At 73.3% G+C, this 16329-nt stretch carries 19 protein-coding genes and 1 tRNA gene; 11 read left to right on the top strand and 9 right to left on the bottom strand.

What is annotated here, in order from left to right:
- Positions 1–2: 2 nt before the first annotated feature.
- From IGA62_RS14525 to IGA62_RS14505, 5 genes are read right to left on the bottom strand one after another with little or no spacing between them, the layout of a single operon-like run.
- On the bottom strand, positions 3–1361 hold the full coding sequence (locus IGA62_RS14525; RefSeq protein ID WP_145820829.1) for a sensor histidine kinase: 1359 nt from the start codon (positions 1359–1361) through the stop codon (positions 3–5).
- Positions 1358–2368 (bottom strand): SpoIIE family protein phosphatase, encoded by a 1011-nt coding sequence (locus IGA62_RS14520; RefSeq protein ID WP_145820831.1) that lies wholly within the window; start codon positions 2366–2368, stop codon positions 1358–1360. Before IGA62_RS14520 ends, IGA62_RS14525 begins: the two co-directional genes overlap by 4 nt.
- Positions 2365–2784, bottom strand: a complete 420-nt coding sequence (locus IGA62_RS14515) for an ATP-binding protein (protein ID WP_145820834.1) — start codon at positions 2782–2784, stop codon at positions 2365–2367. The genes IGA62_RS14520 and IGA62_RS14515 overlap by 4 nt, the downstream gene beginning before the upstream one ends.
- Positions 2781–3194 (bottom strand): STAS domain-containing protein, encoded by a 414-nt coding sequence (locus IGA62_RS14510; RefSeq protein WP_145820836.1) that lies wholly within the window; start codon positions 3192–3194, stop codon positions 2781–2783. The genes IGA62_RS14515 and IGA62_RS14510 overlap by 4 nt, the downstream gene beginning before the upstream one ends.
- Positions 3194–4060, bottom strand: coding sequence for an STAS domain-containing protein (locus tag IGA62_RS14505; RefSeq protein ID WP_145820838.1), 867 nt, complete (start codon positions 4058–4060; stop codon positions 3194–3196). Before IGA62_RS14505 ends, IGA62_RS14510 begins: the two co-directional genes overlap by 1 nt.
- 165 nt (positions 4061–4225) lie before the next feature.
- On the opposite strand from IGA62_RS14505, the gene IGA62_RS14500 reads away from it, so the two are divergent.
- Entirely contained in the window at positions 4226–4579 is a 354-nt protein-coding gene (locus IGA62_RS14500) for an STAS domain-containing protein (protein ID WP_091454936.1), read from the top strand.
- Between the two features lie 31 nt (positions 4580–4610).
- Here the strand turns inward: IGA62_RS14500 and IGA62_RS14495 are convergent, their stop codons facing one another.
- Positions 4611–5762: an MFS transporter gene (locus tag IGA62_RS14495; RefSeq protein WP_377464839.1), complete on the bottom strand. Its 1152-nt coding sequence runs from the start codon at positions 5760–5762 to the stop codon at positions 4611–4613.
- Between the two features lie 208 nt (positions 5763–5970).
- Between IGA62_RS14495 and IGA62_RS14490 the strand changes: the two genes are divergently transcribed.
- The 4 genes from IGA62_RS14490 (at position 5971) to IGA62_RS14475 (ending at position 7869) form a co-directional block, all read left to right on the top strand.
- Positions 5971–6651 carry a FadR/GntR family transcriptional regulator gene (locus IGA62_RS14490; protein ID WP_145820842.1) on the top strand — a complete coding sequence of 227 codons (681 nt, stop codon included), beginning with the start codon at positions 5971–5973 and terminating at the stop codon, positions 6649–6651.
- Positions 6652–6687: 36 nt separating this feature from the next.
- The gene (gene mscL / locus IGA62_RS14485) at positions 6688–7161 is read left to right on the top strand and encodes a large conductance mechanosensitive channel protein MscL (protein WP_145820844.1); all 474 of its coding nucleotides are present in this window, start codon (positions 6688–6690) and stop codon (positions 7159–7161) included.
- A gap of 79 nt (positions 7162–7240) precedes the next feature.
- Positions 7241–7474, top strand: coding sequence for a hypothetical protein (locus tag IGA62_RS14480; protein WP_145820846.1), 234 nt, complete (start codon positions 7241–7243; stop codon positions 7472–7474).
- A 29-nt stretch (positions 7475–7503) separates the two neighbouring features.
- Positions 7504–7869, top strand: coding sequence for a hypothetical protein (locus IGA62_RS14475; RefSeq protein WP_145820848.1), 366 nt, complete (start codon positions 7504–7506; stop codon positions 7867–7869).
- Positions 7870–7880: 11 nt separating this feature from the next.
- On the opposite strand, the gene IGA62_RS14470 is transcribed toward IGA62_RS14475, so the two are convergent.
- Positions 7881–9116: a benzoate/H(+) symporter BenE family transporter gene (locus IGA62_RS14470; RefSeq protein ID WP_145820850.1), complete on the bottom strand. Its 1236-nt coding sequence runs from the start codon at positions 9114–9116 to the stop codon at positions 7881–7883.
- A 59-nt stretch (positions 9117–9175) separates the two neighbouring features.
- On the opposite strand from IGA62_RS14470, the gene IGA62_RS14465 reads away from it, so the two are divergent.
- From IGA62_RS14465 to IGA62_RS14445, 5 genes are all read left to right on the top strand, one after another.
- Positions 9176–9760 carry a helix-turn-helix domain-containing protein gene (locus IGA62_RS14465; RefSeq protein ID WP_145820852.1) on the top strand — a complete coding sequence of 195 codons (585 nt, stop codon included), beginning with the start codon at positions 9176–9178 and terminating at the stop codon, positions 9758–9760.
- Positions 9761–9832: 72 nt separating this feature from the next.
- Positions 9833–10552 carry a PP2C family protein-serine/threonine phosphatase gene (locus IGA62_RS14460; RefSeq protein ID WP_145820854.1) on the top strand — a complete coding sequence of 240 codons (720 nt, stop codon included), beginning with the start codon at positions 9833–9835 and terminating at the stop codon, positions 10550–10552.
- 59 nt (positions 10553–10611) lie between these two features.
- Positions 10612–11811 carry a GNAT family N-acetyltransferase gene (locus tag IGA62_RS14455; protein WP_145820857.1) on the top strand — a complete coding sequence of 400 codons (1200 nt, stop codon included), beginning with the start codon at positions 10612–10614 and terminating at the stop codon, positions 11809–11811.
- A gap of 56 nt (positions 11812–11867) precedes the next feature.
- A complete protein-coding gene (locus IGA62_RS14450) occupies positions 11868–13058 on the top strand; it encodes a hypothetical protein (RefSeq protein ID WP_145822225.1) in 1191 nt (396 codons plus the stop codon).
- 238 nt (positions 13059–13296) lie between these two features.
- Positions 13297–14391, top strand: coding sequence for an ice-binding family protein (locus tag IGA62_RS14445; protein WP_232625014.1), 1095 nt, complete (start codon positions 13297–13299; stop codon positions 14389–14391).
- Positions 14392–14500: 109 nt separating this feature from the next.
- Here the strand turns inward: IGA62_RS14445 and IGA62_RS14440 are convergent, their stop codons facing one another.
- Both IGA62_RS14440 and IGA62_RS14435 read right to left on the bottom strand, forming a co-directional pair.
- Positions 14501–15583 (bottom strand): NAD-dependent epimerase/dehydratase family protein, encoded by a 1083-nt coding sequence (locus IGA62_RS14440; protein WP_145820859.1) that lies wholly within the window; start codon positions 15581–15583, stop codon positions 14501–14503.
- Positions 15584–15643: 60 nt separating this feature from the next.
- A complete protein-coding gene (locus IGA62_RS14435) occupies positions 15644–15946 on the bottom strand; it encodes a hypothetical protein (protein ID WP_145820861.1) in 303 nt (100 codons plus the stop codon).
- Positions 15947–16066: 120 nt separating this feature from the next.
- Between IGA62_RS14435 and IGA62_RS14430 the strand changes: the two genes are divergently transcribed.
- Positions 16067–16138: transfer RNA gene (locus IGA62_RS14430), tRNA-Lys, on the top strand.
- Positions 16139–16329 lie beyond the last annotated feature (191 nt).

Here is a 16329-nt window from a genome sequence, read left to right as displayed (position 1 = left end):
CGTCACGCCCCGTCCACGGGAAGGTCGAGGGTGAACACGCTGCCCCGGCCGGGCTCGCTGGTCACCCCCAGGGCGCCGCCGAGAAGGTTGGCCAGCCGCCGGGCGTACGGCAGACCGAGGCCGGTGCCGGCGCCGCTCGCGCTTCCGGGCACCTGGTAGAACTCCTCGAAGATCCGTTCGTGCTGGTCCGGCGGGATGCCGATGCCGGTGTCCGAGACGGCGATCCGCCATCGGCCGTCGACCAGGCCGGCGCGCATCCGCACCTCGCCCCGTTCGGTGAACTTGAGGCCGTTGTGCAGCAGGTTGCGCAGCACCCGGGTCAGCAGGGCCTCGTCCGACCGGAGGGTCGCCGGGGGCGGCGGCTCCTCGACCACCAGTTCCACCCCGGGCCGGGTGGCCAGCGCCCGCAACGTGCCCCGGAGCTGGCCGAACACCACCCGCAGGTCGACCTCCGCCCAGTCCGGCTCGATCCGGCCGGACTCGGCCTTGGCCAGGTCCAGCAGGTCGTTGACCAGGGTCAGCAGGTCGGTCGCGGAGGATCGGATCAGCCCCACCTGGCGGGCCTGCTCGCCGGTGAGCGGGTCCGAGGCGGAGTCGGCGAGCAGTCGGGCCAGCCCGATGATGGCGGTGACCGGGGCGCGCAGCTCGTGGCTGACGTTGGCCAGGAACCGGCTCTTCGACTCGCTGGCCGCCTTGAGCTGCGCCGACTTCTCGTCCAGCTCGGCGTAGAGCGCCACCACGCCCCGGTTGGTCTCCTCCAGCTCGGCGGAGAGCTGGTTGTAGAGCGCCAGCACGCCCCGGTTGGTCTCCTGGAGTTCCTCGTTGAGCACGGCCAACTCGTCACGCTGGCTGCGTACCTCGTCGAGAGCGGCGACGAGCTGCTCGTTCTGAACGGTGAGTTCGTCCAGCGCGCTGCCCGGCGCGCTCTGTGCCAGCTGGGCACGCAGGCCCGCGAGACGCTGCGGGGTCAGCGCCTCCGCGTTGGCCGGAATGCGTCGGAACATCCGTATGACCGTAACCCCCTCGGCGGGTGTCAGGGCGAGACTGTCGACGAGCCGGGCCACCGCGCCGGAGGCCGGCTGGTACCCGTCCGGGCCGAACGGCCGCAGCGGGGCGAGGTCGACCCGCAGGACCGGGCGGCCCTCCTCCACCCCGGCGGCGTAGAACCCGACGTCCGCGCCGCCGGCGGTACGGACCAGGTCCCGGGCGACCTCGCTCAGCGCGGTGGCGATCCGGACCTGGTCCTGGTGGTCCAGGCCGACGGCGGTGGCCACCTCCCGGCCCCGCTGCCGCAGCACGAAGATGTCGGACTCGACGCGGAGCGCCATCTGCAACAGTGGTGCGGAGACGGGAGCACTCATGCCGGAGCCCGGGCGACGAGGACCCCGGCGTCGTCGCGACGCACGCCGTAGTCGCGCAGGATGGTGGCGGCGGTCAGCAGTGGAGCCCGGTCGTCGAGCCCCGGGTAGTCGGTGAGCTGCCAGCGGTCGGCCACCCCGTCGGTGTGCATGACCAGCAGGGCGTCCCCGCCGAACGGGTACTCGTACTCCCGGACCACGGGCCGCTGGTGGCCGGCGATGCCGGGGAGCGAGACCAGCCCGCGCCGCCGGCCGTGCTCGACCACCGCGGCGGCGATGTTGCCCAGTCCCGCGTACCGCAGCCGCCCGGCCGACGGCTCCAGTTCGGCGACGGCGAGGGCCGCCCCCCGGGTGTGCGTGAGCGACCGGTGCAGGTGCTCCACCAGTGCCTTCGGCGATCCGACGGGCGCGGAGCGGAACGCGGTGACGGCGGCGTCGGTCGCGGCGGCGGCCAGCGGGCCGTGCCCGAGCCCGTCACAGACCAGCACCTGCGGACGTCCGTCGGCCAGCCGCACGGCGAAACCGTCCCCGCACCGGGCCTCCCCGGTCAACGGCCGGGTGAGGGCGGCCGCCCAGCCGGGGGACGGCGCGGCCGACGGCCAGACCTGCACGGCGAGCACCGTGCCCCGGCCGGACTGCGAGTAGCCGTCGTACCAGCTGGCCTGTCGGGCGATCGCGCCGAGGCCGATGCCGAGGGTGCCGGTGGTGGAATGCCCGTCCCGCGAGGAGACGGTGAGGTCGGCCATGCCGGGCCCGGAGTCGATGGCGATCAGTTCCACGCCGGCCTCGCCGCCGTGTCGCACCGGACGGAGCAGGAGCACCCCGTCCTGGGCGTGCTTGACCAGGTTGCTGGTCAGTTCGGCGGCGACGATCGCGAGGTCGGCGGTGCGCCGGTCGCCGAGGTGCAGCTGCCCGCCGAGCCGCTCGGCGGCCCGCCGTACCGCGCTGGCCGCGCTGCTCGTCTCGACCCGGAACCAGAGGCCCTGGTCGGAGACGGGCTCGGTCATCATCGGGACCACTTGGTCACGGTGATCCGGGTGCCCTCGCCCACTGCTGTCTGGATGTCGAACTCGTCGACCAGGCGACGGGCGCCACTGAGGCCGAGGCCGAGGCCGCCGCCGGTGGTGTAGCCGTCGGTGAGGGCCAGGTCGAGGTCGGCGATGCCGGGGCCCGAGTCGGCGAAGACGATCCGCACCCCGCGTCGTACGCCGTTGTCGACGATGGTCACCTCGACGTCGCCACCGCCGCCGTAGACCAGCGTGTTGCGGGCCAGCTCGCTGGCGGCGGTCACCAGCTTGGTCTGGTCGACCAGGGAGAGCTTGACGGCAACCGCGACGGCACGCACCAGCTGCCGGACGCGGACCACGTCCTCGTCGCTCCGGATCGCCTGCGCCTGCGGGCGGCCCAGGTCGATACCGGCGGTCATGGCGACGTCGCCGCCGGCTCGGCGTCGGTGGGGTCGATGTCGAGGTCGTCGTCCTCGGCCCGGGCCGCCGCGATGAGTTCGATACCGCGTTCGACGTTCAGCGCGGTCCGGATGCCGTTGAGGGACAGCCCCAGCTCCACCAGGGTGATGGCGACCGCCGGGCGCATACCGACCACCACGGTCTCGGCGTCGAGGACCTTGGAGATGGACGCGATGGTGGAGAGCATCCGGCCGATGAACGAGTCGACGATGTCCAGCGCGGTGATGTCGATGATCACCCCGTGGCAGCCCGTCGCGACGATCCGCTCGGCCAGGTCCTCCTGGAGTTGCAGTGCGGTCTGGTCCTCCATGTCCACCTGGATGGAGACCAGCAGGATGTCACCGATCTTGAGGACCGGCACCCGCTCCATCAGACCTCCCGACGTGCGCGGCGGTTGGCGGCGGTCTCGACGCCGGTGAGCCGCAGCACGTGGCGCAGCGCGTCGGCGAGACTCGCCTTGGTGGCGATGTCACCGAACTCGATGCCGAGCGCCACGATGGTCTGGGCGATCTGCGGTCGGATGCCGGAGATGATGCAGTCGGCGCCCATCAGCCGGGCGGCCACGACGGTCTTCAGGATGTGCTGGGCGACCTGGGTGTCGACGGCGGGCACGCCGGTGATGTCGATGATCGCGTACGGCGAACTGGTGTCGACCAGGGTCTGGAGCAGGCGTTCCATCACCACCTGGGCGCGGGCCGAGTCGAGGGTGCCGACCAGCGGCACGGCGACGACGCCCTCCCAGAGCTTGACCACCGGGGTGGAGAGTTCGAGGAGCTGCTCGGCCTGGTCGGCGATCAGGCTCTCCCGGGTGCGGACGTAGCTCTCGAAGGTGAACAGCCCCATCTGGTCGATCAGGCCGGAGAACGCCACGAAGTCGCGGAGCCGGTTGCCGTCGTCGGGGAGGCTCTCCAGCAGGTCCAGCAGCACGTCCTTGAGGGCGTGGATGCTGACCGCCGTCTCGGTGGCGGTGAAGCCCTGGCGGGCCCGGCCCCGGGACAGCTCGGCGAGGACGGCGCGCAGTTCGGTGGCCTGCTCCGACTCCAGGTCGATGACCCCGTTCTCACCGGCGACGACCATGCCGCGGTGCAGGTCCTGCACCTGGCCGCGGAGTTCCGCCTGGCTGAGTCGGCCCCGCAGCGAGGCCGCGACCGCCTCCGTCCAGCGCTGCGTGACCAGCTCGGCGTGCTCGGTGAGCAGGCCGGCGAGCCGTCCGCTTACTTCCGGGCTCAGCGCCATCGGATAACCCCCTCCACCAGGACCGGGGCGGACTCTATCACCGGCCCTGGCCCGACTAGTTGTTGCAGGGCAAAGAATCAACATCGGGCCACGGAGGGCGGCTCCCGTTCTGCGTGGGACCCCGCCGGTGGGATACGGTTCCACCGACAACAGGAGGTCTGGCGGATGTCGTTGACGGTGCACACGGAACAGCGCGGCGACGTGGTCGTGGTGTCGGTCGGGGGCGAGCTGGACATGGCGACGGCCCCTCAGCTCCAGGACCAGATCACCGACCTGCTCGACAAGGGGCGCAGCCGGCTGGTCTTCGACCTGGCGGAGGTCTCGTTCTGCGACTCGACCGGGCTCTCGGTGTTCGTGCGCGCCAAGAACAGCTGCGACGAGGCCGGTGGCGTGGTGCGCCTCGCCGCGCCGCAGCGCGGGGTGCTGCGCATCCTCGAGGTCAGCGGACTGGTCGAGGTGTTGCAGACGTACCCGACGGTCGACGAGGCCGTGGCGGGGGAGCCGACCCCGGCCTCCTGAGCGCCCGCCGTCCCACGCGCCGCCCGTCCGGTCACTCGTCCTCGATGTAGCGGGGACGGGAGATCGCCAGCCCGGCGCAGGTCTGCGCGACGAGGGCGACCAGCAGGAAGGCGATCGGCACCTGCCAGCCCCCGGTCGCCTCGTAGAGGATGCCGACGAGCAGCGGGCCGAGCGCGGCGATCACGTACCCGGTGCTCTGCGCGAACGCGGAGAGCTGCACGGTTCCCTCGGCCGTGCGCGCCCGCAGGCCGATGGTGGTCAGGATCAGCGGAAACGCGCCCTGACCGATGGCGAGCAGGAGCACCCAGAGCAGCGCCAGGTCGTGCGGTGCGAACGCGAGGCCCAGGTAGGACAGGGTCGCCGACACCGACAGGAAGAGCACCAGCGGGCGCAGGGTGCGCAGCCGGGTGGCGATGGCGGGCATGACCAGGGCCACCGGCACCCCGAACGCGGTCACCCCGGCGAGCAGCAGCCCGGCGTCCTGCGGCTGGTAGCCGGCGTCCCGGAAGAGCTGGGCCAGCCAGCCCATCACCACGTACCCGCTGAGCGACTGCGCGCCGAAGTACAGCGCCATCGCCCACCCGAGCCGGGTGCGTTCCGGCCGGATCCGCGACCGGGGGGACACCTGCGCCGTCCGTCCCGCCCGCCGCGCGGCGGCCCGGGCCCGCAGCGCCAGCGGCACCCACGGGAGTACGGCCACCAGGGCCAGCCCGGCCCAGACCCCGAGTCCGACCCGCCACGACCCGAACGCGTGGGCGACCGGCACCGCCGCCGCGGCGGCCACCGTCGTGCCGAGGGTCAGGGCCACCGTGTACGCCCCGGTGACCAGCCCGGTGCGGTGCGGGAAGTACTGCTTGACGAGCATCGGCAGCAGGATGTTCGCCACCGCGATCCCGGCCAGCGCGAGCGCGCTGGCCACCAGGAAGACCAGGGCGGAGTCGGTGAGGACCCGCAGCAACTGCCCCAGGGCGAGGGTGATCATCGCCACCACCAGCACCCGGGCCGGGGCGACCCGCCGGACCAACCACGGCGTGAACGCGCCGAACACGGCGAACGCGATGGTCGGCAGCGTGGTCACGAACCCGGCCATCGCGCCGGAGAGCGCCAGTCCGGTGCGGACCTCGTCGAGCAGCGCGCCGAGGCTGGTGATGGCGGCCCGCAGGTTGAGCGCGACCAGGAGCATCCCGGCGAGCACCAGGAGGCCCCCGGTACCCGGACGGACGCCCCCGGCGGACGTGTCGGTGGTGGCCGGTGTGTCGGGGCGCTGTTCGGCGGCGGGCGTCGCCACGGGGGCGTCAGGGGCCACGTCGGGTCCCGCAAGGGCGGCTGTTGGCGGGGTCATGACCTCGAACCTACAATCATGGGATGAATTCCGGCGTGGGTTGTAACCAGTGACACCGTCCGGCCATTCCCCGCCCGTGCCGCCGCGCGGCCGCCGGGTGAGCCAGACGATCGAGCAGCTCAGGGGGCGGATCCTCGGCGGGGAGTGGCCGCTGGGCGGGCGGATACCGACCGAGCCGCAACTCGTCGCCACCCTCGGGGTGGGGCGGAACACCGTCCGGGAGGCGGTCCGCGCACTGGTGCACGCCGGGGTGCTGGAGTGCCGTCAGGGCTCCGGCACGTACGTGGTGTCGACCGACGAACTGGCCCCGGTGGTGGCCCGCCGGCTCACCGACGACCGGATGGCGGAGGTGGTCGAGGTACGCCGCGCGTTCGAGGTGGAGGCGGCCCGACTGGCCGCGCTCCGGCGTACCCCGGAGGACCTGACGGCGCTCGACGCGGCGCTGGCCGAGCGGGAGGCGGCCTGGCGCGACGGCCGGTTCGAGGAGTTCGTGGAGGCCGACGCCCGGTTGCACGTCGTGGTGGTGGCCGCCGCCCACAACACCATGCTCGCGGAGTTGTACGCCTCGGTGGGCACCGCGATGCGGGCCTCCGTCGCCCAGGCGATCGGCTCCCTGGAACCCGAGCGGTACACCGACCACAGCCGCCTGGTGGCCGCGATCCGCGCGGGCGACCCGGAGCGGGCGGCGCACGAGGCGGGCGCGTTCCTGGAGCACCAGGCCAGGGCATAGGTTGTCCGGAACCGAGACCGGACGTGGGAGTGGCAGATGCTCAAAGGGTTCAAGGACTTCATCATGCGCGGCAACGTCGTCGACCTGGCGGTCGGCGTCGTCATCGGCGCCGCGTTCACCGGGGTGGTCACGCAGCTCACCAAGTCGTTCCTGGAGCCCCTGGTCCGGGTGCTCATCGTGCTGATCACCGGCAACCCGAAGGGCCTGGAGGGCTCCACCCCGGCGTTCCGGGGGATCCCGTTCGACTGGGTGGCCTTCGTGAACGCGCTGATCACGTTCCTGCTCACCGCGGCGGCGCTGTACTTCATGGTGGTCTTCCCGATGAACAAGCTCGCCGAGCGGCGTCAGCGGGGCGAGGAGCCGCCGCCGAAGGCGCCGAGCGAGGAGATCAAGCTGCTCACCGAGATCCGGGACGCCCTGGTGGCCGCCGGGCACACCACTCCCGGGCAGCAGCGCGGGGCGCTGGACGACGTGCTCGGTCGCCGGCCGGAGCCGCCGGCCCCGCGCTGAACCACTGATGCACACCGGCCCCTGCGGGAATCCCACAGGGGCCGGCACTTTTCGTACGCGTGTTCGATATCGTGCCGCCATGGAGCAGCGAAAGCACTGGTGGAACGGCAAGTGGGGGCGGCTGGCCCGGCGGGACGTCTTCCTCCGGGTGGACGCCGACCGGTGGTACGTCGAACAGCGGGCCGGCGGTGCCGAGGGCGTCTCCCGGTTCTACGAGTACGACAGCGCCGAGGAGGCCGAGGAGACGGTCCGGGCCCTGCTCGACGCCACCGACACCTGGCGTGAGCTCTCCCCGCGCCCGCCCGGCGTTTAGCGGCGTGGCCCGCTGGGAACCGCGCCACCATGACGCGACAGGGCACCGACACGCAGACGACCATCGGACGGGTCACCACCGGCATGCGGGTCGTCGACGCGACCGGCACCGAGGTCGGCACGGTGGACCTCGTCCAGCGGGGTGACCCGAACGCGGTGACCGTGGAGGCCCCGACCGCCGACCCGGGCAGCAGCCTGGACGAGCTGATCGAGTCCGTGGCGGCCGAGGAACCGGATGTGCCGGCCGACTTGGCGGCCCGGCTGCTGCGCAGCGGCTACCTGAAGATCATCGGATCGGACGGCGCGGCCTACGCACTCGCCGAGCAGATCGCCGCCGTCACCGACCAGCAGGTACGTCTCACCGTCCCCGCCGCCGACCTCGCCCGCGAGGAGTAGGCCGGTCCGCGCTAGTCACGGGTGCCGGAAGCGCGAACCGCAGGTGCCGGTTCCGTGCGAGTGGCGGGCGGGCCGGGGGGCTCGCGCCGGAAGAAGGGCCGACGGCGGAAGAGGAGCAGCATCACCCCACCGGCCAGCAGCCCCCAGAAGGCACCGCCGATCCCGAGCAGGGTGACACCGGCGGCGGTGACCACGAAGGTGACCACCGCCGCCTCGCGCGCCTCCGGCTCGGCGACGGCCGCGGTCAGGGCGGTGGCCAGTGCCCCGATCAGCGCCAGGCCGGCGACCGCCTCGATCAGCACCGGGGGCGAGAGCAGGACCAGCGTGGTGGCCAGCCCTGCGCCGAGGCCGAGCAGGGCCAGCCCGACGCCGGCGGTCACCGAGGCGATCCAGCGACGGTCCGGATCCGGGTGGGCGTCCGGGCCGGCGGCGAGTGCGGCGGTGATCGCCGCCAGGTTGACCGCGTGCCCGCCGACGGGCGCGGCGGCCATGCTGGCCAGCCCGGTGGTCCGTAGCGCGGACCCGAACGGGGGGCGGTAGCCGTACCCGGTGAGCACCGCCATGCCCGGTACGTTCTGCGCGGCCATGGTGACCAGGAACAGCGGGACCGCCAGCCCGACCAGGGCCGGCAGGCTCCAGGCCGGCGGCGTCGGGTCGAAAACCGGCCAGAGCCCGGCGCCCCCGAGCCGACCGGGCGGTGTGGTCGCCGCGATCGCCACCACCGCGACGACGAGTGCCCCCGGCACCGCCCAGCGGCGGGCGAACCGGTGCAGCAGCAACCAGACCACCACCACCGGCCCGGCGAGCGTGGGCACCTCGACCAGCGCCCGGACCGGTGCCGTGCAGAGCGGCAGGAGCACGCCGGCCAGCATCGCGCCCGCGATCGGCTTCGGGATCGCCGCGACCGCGCGGCTCAGCGGTGGAAAGAGACCGGCCGCCACGACCAGCAGGCCGGAGACCACGAACGCGCCGACCGCCGCGGGCCAGCCGCCCGCCACCGGACCGGTGGCCACCAGCAGCGCGGCCCCCGGCGTGGACCAGGCGATGCTCATCGGCAGCCGGTGCCGCAGACCGAGCCACACGGCGCTGGCTCCGGACGCGACGCAGACCGCGAGCAGCCCCGAGGCGGCCTGCGTCTCGGTGGCACCGACGGCTCGGAGCCCGGCCAGGACCACGGTGAACGAGCTGGCGAAGCCGACCAGGGCGGTCACCACACCGGCCAGCACGGGTTGCAGGACGCCCGTCATGTCGTCTCCCTCCACCGCTGTTCCGTATACGGAACAGCAGCGTGATGCACGATAGCGGGATGCCGAGCGCCGACCGACCACCGGCCCCCCAGCACCAGGAAGCCGACTCCGGCCACCCCGAGGAGGGGGCCGCCGCCATCGGCCGCCGGGTCCGGCTGCTCCGGGAGGAACGGGGCATCTCGCTCTCCGCCCTGGCCCGGTCGGCCGGCGTCGGCAAGGCCACCCTCTCCGGCCTGGAGAACGGCATCCGCAACCCGACCCTGGAGACGCTATACGCGGTGACCGCGCAGCTCGGCGTACCCCTGGGTGCGGTGCTGGCCGGACCGGCGAGCGCGCCCTCGGTACGCGGGTCCGCGGTGCGCGCCACCCTGCTGGAGGTGTTCACCGAGGCCGGGGCGACGTACGAGCTGTACCGGCTGCGGGTCGCTCCCGGGCCGGGCCAGGTGTCACCCCCGCACCGGCCCGGGGTCACCGAGCACGTCACCGTCTTCGCGGGCGTGCTCCGCGCGGGCCCGGTGGACGCGCCGTTGTCCGCCGCCGCGGGTGGGCACCTGCGCTGGACGTCGGACGTGCCGCACTGCTACGCCGCCGTCGGTGACGAGGAGGTCACCGCGAGCCTCCTGCTGCGCTACCCCCGCGGCTGAGCGTGAGCCACGCCGGCCCGGAGCGACGATGGGGTGGAGACGTGGACGCGGTCTTCTTGGCAGACTTCACCTATGAAGCTGATCCTCCGCTCGGCCATCCTGAACGACGTCGGCCTGGTCCGGACCAACAACGAGGACTCCGCCCTCGCCGGGGAACGGCTGGTCGCGGTGGCCGACGGGATGGGTGGACTGCCGGCCGGGGAGGTCGCCAGCGAGATCGTCATCCGGATCCTGGACGAGCTGATACCCCCGGAGACGCCCGACGAGGCGGAGAACGCGCTCCGCGCCGTCGTGCAGACCGCCAACCGGCGCATCCGCGCCGCCATCGACGCCGAACCGGCACGCGAGGGCATGGGCACCACGCTGACCGCCGCCCTGCTCGCCGGGGACGTCCTGGTCGTCGCCCAGGTCGGCGACTCCCGGTGCTACCTGCTCCGGGAGGGTGCGCTGCACCAGCTCACCAGGGACGACACCTTCGTCCAGGCCCTCGTGGACCAGGGGGCACTCACGCCCGCCGCCGCCCGCCAGCACCCCCAGCGGGCCCTGGTCACCCGGGCGGTCCAGGGGATCGACGCGCCTCCGTCGATCGCCCGCTACACCGTCCTCCCCGGTGACCGGCTGCTGCTGTGCAGCGACGGGCTCTCCGACTACGTCGACGACGGCACGGTCGCGAACACCGTGTTCACGTACGGGGACCGGCAGCAGTGTGCCGAGCAGCTGGTGAAGCTGGCCCACCAGGCGGGCGCACCGGACAACGTCACGGTCGTGCTCTCCGACGTCACCGAGGTCTGAGCCGACGGCCGACCACGAATCGGGTTGCGGGGCTCCGGGAGCGGGGTTGGGATGGACACATGAGCATCCGTCGCCTTACCGCCGAGGAACGCCTGACCACCAGCTTCCCGCTCCAGGCGTACTCCTTCGACGAGACGCCCCGAGCGGCGGACGACGCCGAGGCGATGCGGGACTGGCTGCCGTACCAGGAGGGCAACCGGACGCTCGTCGCCGAGGCGGACGGCACCACCCTGGCCTGCGCCTCCGCCATCCCGATGCGGCAGAACCTGCGCGGCAAGGTGCTGCCGATGGCCGGTGTCGCCGGGCTCGCCAGCCATCCGCTCGCCCGCCGCCAGGGCCACGTCCGGGCGCTCATGCACCAGCTGCTCGACGAGATGCGCGACGAGGGGCACGTGCTCTCCGCGCTCTACCCGTTCCGCCCCTCGTTCTACGAGCGGTTCGGCTACGTCAACCTCCCCGCGCCGCGTACCGCCACGTTCCCTCCGGACGACCTCGCCGAACTGTTGCGCGTGGAGCTGCCGGGCGAGCTGGCCTGGCAACGGACCGGCACCGGATACGACGAGTACTCCGCCTTCCACGAGCGCTGCCTGGTGCAGCGGCACGGCTTCGCGGTCCTCCCCGAGTACCGCCGGATCCGGGTGCGCGAGGACGACAACCGCTGGCTGGTGACCGCGCGGGTCAACGGGGTGACCGAGGGCCTGCTCACGTACCGGATCGACGGCTACGGCGGCACCCTGGACGGTGGCGACCTGCTCGCCGTCAGCCCCCTCGGCCGCGCGTTGCTGTTGCAGTTCCTCGCCCGGCACGTCGACCAGGTCGAACGGGTGAGCGTGGTGGTCGCCCCGGACGATCTGCCCGAACTCTGGGCCACCGACCTGGGGGTGGTCTGCGAGACCCGGGTGACCCGGCCGGACGAGTCCGCCCCGATGGCCCGGGTGCTCTCGATGGACGCGCTGGCCGGGCTGCCCGCCGGGGCCGGCTGCTGCCAGGTCGAGCTGACCGGGGACCGGTGGCTCGGCGGGACGTTCCTGCTGGACGGGACCACCGGGCAACTGGAGATCCGTTCCGGGGCATCCCTCGGCGCGGTCGACCCGCCGACCGCCACGCTCACCGCCGCCGGACTCTCCGCCCTGGTGTACGGGGCGCTCGACCCGGCCGAGGTGGTGGTGCGGGGGCTCGGTGACGTACCGGTCGACGCGATGCTGGAGCTGCGTCGCCTCTTCCCGCGCGAGCTGCCGTACCTCTGCGCGAACTTCTGACCCCCCACACCTGGGTGGGTGACCGGCACCGCAGCGCCTAGCATCGACCGGTGCGCATGACACCCGCCGTCGCCCTCCTCGTCCTGGCGACCGCTGCCCTCTCCGGCTGCGGCTCGTCCGGGCCGGGCGGCGAGCCGGCCACCGAGATCCCGGTCGCCGCCGCGTCCGCCACGGCCACCGCGAGCCCCGGCGCCGTACCGGGGGCGTCGGTCGGCATGGGCGGTCGGAGCGCGAGCCCGACCCCGAAGCCGTCCCGGCCCGGTGGCGGCGTCCTGCGGGCCGGCAACCCGGGCGGCGGCGCGCACGTGCCGGCCGAGGCGCGGATGGTGGACACCTCCCGACCGACCCGGGTGGTCGGCACCGGCACCGCCGCGAGCTGCACCTCGGACGCGGTGGTGAAGGCGGTGGCGGCCGGCGGCACCATCACCTTCGACTGCGGCCCGGAGCCGGTGACGATCCGGATGCGCGCCACCGCGAAGGTGCGGAACGCCAACGGGCCGAAGATCGTGCTGGACGGCGGCGGCAAGGTCACCCTCAGCGGTGGCGGTGAGCGGCGCATCCTCTACATGAACACCTGTGACCAGGCACAGGGCTGGACCACCTCGCACTGCCAGAACCAGGACCACCCGCAGCTCACCGTGCAGAACATCACCTTCGCCGACGGAAACTCCACCGGGGACCGGGCCGAGGCTGGCGGCGGGGGCGCGATCTTCGTGCGGGGCGGCCGGTTCAAGGTGGTCAACGCGCGGTTCGTCGACAACCGCTGCGACCGTACCGGCCCGGACCTCGGCGGCGCGGCACTGCGGGTGCTCAGCCAGCACGAGAACAAGCCGGTGTACGTGGTGAACAGCACCTTCACCGGCGGGTCCTGCGCGAACGGCGGCGCGCTGAGCAGCATCGGCGTCAGCTGGTCGGTGCTGAACAGCGTGTTCCGGGGCAACCGGGCGGTCGGTGCCGGGGCGAACCCGGCACGGTCCGGCACGCCTGGCGGCGGCAGCGGCGGCGCGATCTACTGCGACGGCAACGGGTTCAGCGTCCGGATCGGCGGCACCATCGTCGAGGACAACCGGGCCAACGAGGGCGGCGGCGCGGTTTTCTTCGTCAGCAACGACCGCACCGGCACGATGACGATCGAAAAGTCCACGCTGCGACGGAATCCCAGCGCCGGGTTCGAGACGCGCGGCTTTCCGGGCATCTTCTTCCTCGGCGCGCGCAACCCCACGGTCACCGGCTCCAAGCTGGGCTGACACCCGGTCAGCGCCCCGACCACGTACGCCAACCCCAACCTTCGACCCGTTCTGGACTGTTTTGTCACCCTTGTGAGTTTGATGTGCAAAAGTCCGATTAAGGACATCTGCACTTCCGTGTGACTTCGCCGACCGCCGTCATGGCGGCCCTGCCGAAGACGCACCATGAGAGGGCCACATCGTGACAGTCATTCCGATCCTTCATCGTCGACTCCGTCTCCGTCCGCGTCGGCGCATCGTGCTGCCGGCACTCGCGGCGGTCACCGCTGGCTGCGCGGCCACCGCGGTGCTCGTCCTCAGCGGAACCGGCGCCAGCGCCCAGGTGGCGCCGGTCGGCCTGGGCACAGCGGCGAACTTCTCCGTGCTGGCCGGCTCCACGGTCACCAACACCGGCCCGAGCTTCCTGGGGCAGAGCCTCGGCGTCCACCCCGGCAACACCACTCCCGGTTTCCCGCCGGGCCTCGTCGCCGGCGAGGTCCACCGGGGCAACGCCGTCGCCCTCCAGGCCAAGAACGACCTGACCACCGCCTACAACGACGCCGCCGGCCGGACCCCCTTCACCAACCTCCCCTCGGAACTCGGCGGAGCCACGCTCATTCCCGGGGTGTACCGGATCGCAGCCGCCCAACTGACCGGCACCCTGACTCTGGACACGCAGGGCGAGCCGGGAGCGACCTTCATCTTCCAGATCGACTCGACCCTCATCACCGCGTCCAACAGCAGCGTGGTGTTCATCAACGGCGCCTCGCCCTGCAACGTCTACTGGCAGGTGGGCAGCTCGGCCACGATCGGCACCGGCACCCGGTTCGTCGGCAACATCCTGGCCCAGACCTCGATCACCATGAACACCGGCGCGACCCTCCGGGGCCGGGCCCTGGCCCGGACCGGCGCCGTCACCCTGGACACGAACACCATCACCGCTCCGGTCTGCCTCCCGCCGACGGGCACCCCCACCGCGACTCCCACGGGCAGCCCGACCGGCCAGCCGACCGGGACTCCGACGGGCACCCCCACCGCCAGCCCGACCGGCCAGCCCACCGGCACCCCGACCGGGACTCCGACGGGCACCCCCACCGCGACTCCGACCGGCACGCCCACCGGCACGCCCACCGCGACTCCGACCGGCCAACCCACCGGGACCCCCACCAGCAGCCCCACCGGTCAGCCCACGGGAGCCCCGACCGGGGCCCCGACGCCGACCCGCACCGAACTGCCGGTGACCGGCGCCAGCGGCGGAGGTGCGGTACCCGTCCTGACGGCCCTCGGCAGCGTCGCCGTCGCCACCGGCGCAGCCTTGCTCCTCCTCTACCGCCGCCGGACCTTCGAGTCCTGACCGCGCGGACCCCGGCGGCCGGCGCCCGGCCGCCGGGGTCGGCACGGCTGAACGCCCGCCCCGGGTCACCGTGTCGCGGGTGGTCGTGCCGGGCCGGTGGCGTCCGCCGCTAGTACGGGTTGCCGTGTCCGGCCGGCCGTCCCAACAGCAGCCCACCGGGGCGGCCGGCGAGGTCGTGGCGGGCGGACATCGGCGGGCTGGGCGTGTGCCCACCGCCGGCCATCCCGGCGAAGAGTTCCCGCAGCGCGGTCAGCGCGTCCCGCTCCGGCCGCCAACCCAGCTCGGTCTCGGCCCGGTGGCTGGACATCAGCGGGACGCCCAGGGCGAGCTGCACCCAACCCGGGTCGACCGGTTGCAGCCGGGCGCGCCAGGTCAGCGCCGCCGCCGTCCGGAGCAGCGGGGCGGCCACCGGCACCGTCCAGCCGTGGAAGTGCCGGGCCACCAGTTCCGGCGTGAGCACCGGGTCGGCCGCCACGTTGAACGCCCCGCGCGCATCGGAGAGGACCGCGCGGGCGTACGCGTCCGCGACGTCGTCGGCGTGCACCGCCTGCATGCGCAGCCGACGGTGGGTGGGCACCAGCGGCAGCCGGCCGTACCGCAGCAGCCAGACCGGCGCGAACGGCCCCAGGAAGTACCGGGTGATCTCCGTGGCCGCGTCCCGCTGGAAGACCAGCCCCGGGCGGAGCCGGACCACCCGCAGCTCGGGATGCTCCCGCTCGACCCCGTCGAGCAGCGCCTCCACCTGCGCCTTGTCCCGGCTGTACGACGAGCCGCGCACCCCGGTCGTCGGCCAACGCTCGCTGACCGGGTGGTCCTTCGGGCCGGGCGCGTACGTGCCGACCGACGAGGCGTGGACCAGGGCGGGAACCTTCGCCCGGAGCACCGCCTCGACCACCGTACGGCTGCCGCCGACGTTGGTCCGGCGCAACTGCCGCTGGTCGTGACTGGGCTGGATCTGCCAGGCCAGGTGCACCACCGCGTCGGCACCGGCGAAGACCCCGGCGAGTTGGTCGACCGCCCCCGGTTCCCCGATGTCGCAGGAGTGCCACTCCACCGTGTCGTACGGCGGCCCCGCCGACGGGTCGGGGAAGCGGCGCGCCACCCCGACCAGGTCCAGCCCCGACTCCCGACGCAACCGACGCAGCACCGCCGTGCCGACGTTCCCGCTGGCCCCCACCACCACGATCCGCATGCCGCGTCGCGTACCCGGTCCGGCACGCTCCAACCGTGCCCGGCCACCGGCGGAGGGCGCTCAGGGACGGGGTGAGTGCCGTTCCCAGCTCTGCCGGTGACGGCCCCCACGCCCACCGGCGGCGGCCAGGCAGCGCGGACAGATCCAACCGACCGGATCGGCTTCGGTGAGCTGGTCGGTCGCCGAGTAGTCGAAGGGCACGTGCGGGAAACGACGCAGCCGGGTACGGCTCAGCGGCAGCCCGCACAGCGTCTGGTTCTGCCCCGGCAGCCAGGCGTGCACCTCGCCGCCCGGCTGGCGTACGCCGTCGTCACCCGGCACCTCGCGCGACGCGGCCACGGCGGGGGTCCTGGTGAGTCTCATGCCTTCCACGGTTCCCGAGGATCGCCTGATGCATGCCGCCGGAGTCCTGCCCGGCCACGGCCGACACCCCACCGGAAGCGACGAGCGGTCGACGCGCGTTGTCCGGTAACCTGAGCGCGCGGGCCGCTAGCTCAATGGCAGAGCTGTGGACTTTTAATCCATAGGTTCAGGGTTCGAGTCCCTGGCGGCCCACTCTCCCCCGCCGCTGAGCTGCGAGAACGCCGAGCGAAGATCATCGGGCACAACCAGGGCACAACTCAGCTCCGACCCTGGCCGGCGGGAGCTTCCCGCCGCTGGCTGTTCGCAAGCCCCAGCATGGGGGCGGTGGCCGCCGTGGTCGGGCCGGTCGCCCAGGAGCCGACGCCGTGGCCGTGCGCGGTCAG

Source organism: Micromonospora sagamiensis, assembly GCF_014680085.1.
GTDB classification, from domain to species: Bacteria; Actinomycetota; Actinomycetes; order Mycobacteriales; family Micromonosporaceae; genus Micromonospora; species Micromonospora inyonensis.
The sequence above is the reverse complement of the archived record's forward strand: the minus strand, read 5'-3'. Positions and strand labels throughout refer to the sequence as shown.

Coding starts and splice junctions, on each gene's coding strand:
- IGA62_RS14435 (WP_145820861.1), bottom strand. CDS start 15,946: ATGAGACTCACCAGGACCCCCGCCGTGGCCGCGTCGCGCGAGGTGCCG.
- IGA62_RS14515 (WP_145820834.1), bottom strand. CDS start 2,784: ATGACCGCCGGTATCGACCTGGGCCGCCCGCAGGCGCAGGCGATCCGG.
- IGA62_RS14475 (WP_145820848.1), top strand. CDS start 7,504: ATGACGCGACAGGGCACCGACACGCAGACGACCATCGGACGGGTCACC.
- IGA62_RS14465 (WP_145820852.1), top strand. CDS start 9,176: ATGCCGAGCGCCGACCGACCACCGGCCCCCCAGCACCAGGAAGCCGAC.
- IGA62_RS14480 (WP_145820846.1), top strand. CDS start 7,241: ATGGAGCAGCGAAAGCACTGGTGGAACGGCAAGTGGGGGCGGCTGGCC.
- IGA62_RS14460 (WP_145820854.1), top strand. CDS start 9,833: ATGAAGCTGATCCTCCGCTCGGCCATCCTGAACGACGTCGGCCTGGTC.
- IGA62_RS14510 (WP_145820836.1), bottom strand. CDS start 3,194: ATGGAGCGGGTGCCGGTCCTCAAGATCGGTGACATCCTGCTGGTCTCC.
- IGA62_RS14520 (WP_145820831.1), bottom strand. CDS start 2,368: ATGATGACCGAGCCCGTCTCCGACCAGGGCCTCTGGTTCCGGGTCGAG.
- IGA62_RS14450 (WP_145822225.1), top strand. CDS start 11,868: ATGACACCCGCCGTCGCCCTCCTCGTCCTGGCGACCGCTGCCCTCTCC.
- IGA62_RS14440 (WP_145820859.1), bottom strand. CDS start 15,583: ATGCGGATCGTGGTGGTGGGGGCCAGCGGGAACGTCGGCACGGCGGTG.
- IGA62_RS14495 (WP_377464839.1), bottom strand. CDS start 5,762: ATGCTCCTGGTCGCGCTCAACCTGCGGGCCGCCATCACCAGCCTCGGC.
- IGA62_RS14525 (WP_145820829.1), bottom strand. CDS start 1,361: ATGAGTGCTCCCGTCTCCGCACCACTGTTGCAGATGGCGCTCCGCGTC.
- IGA62_RS14470 (WP_145820850.1), bottom strand. CDS start 9,116: ATGACGGGCGTCCTGCAACCCGTGCTGGCCGGTGTGGTGACCGCCCTG.
- IGA62_RS14500 (WP_091454936.1), top strand. CDS start 4,226: ATGTCGTTGACGGTGCACACGGAACAGCGCGGCGACGTGGTCGTGGTG.
- IGA62_RS14505 (WP_145820838.1), bottom strand. CDS start 4,060: ATGGCGCTGAGCCCGGAAGTAAGCGGACGGCTCGCCGGCCTGCTCACC.
- IGA62_RS14455 (WP_145820857.1), top strand. CDS start 10,612: ATGAGCATCCGTCGCCTTACCGCCGAGGAACGCCTGACCACCAGCTTC.
- mscL (WP_145820844.1), top strand. CDS start 6,688: ATGCTCAAAGGGTTCAAGGACTTCATCATGCGCGGCAACGTCGTCGAC.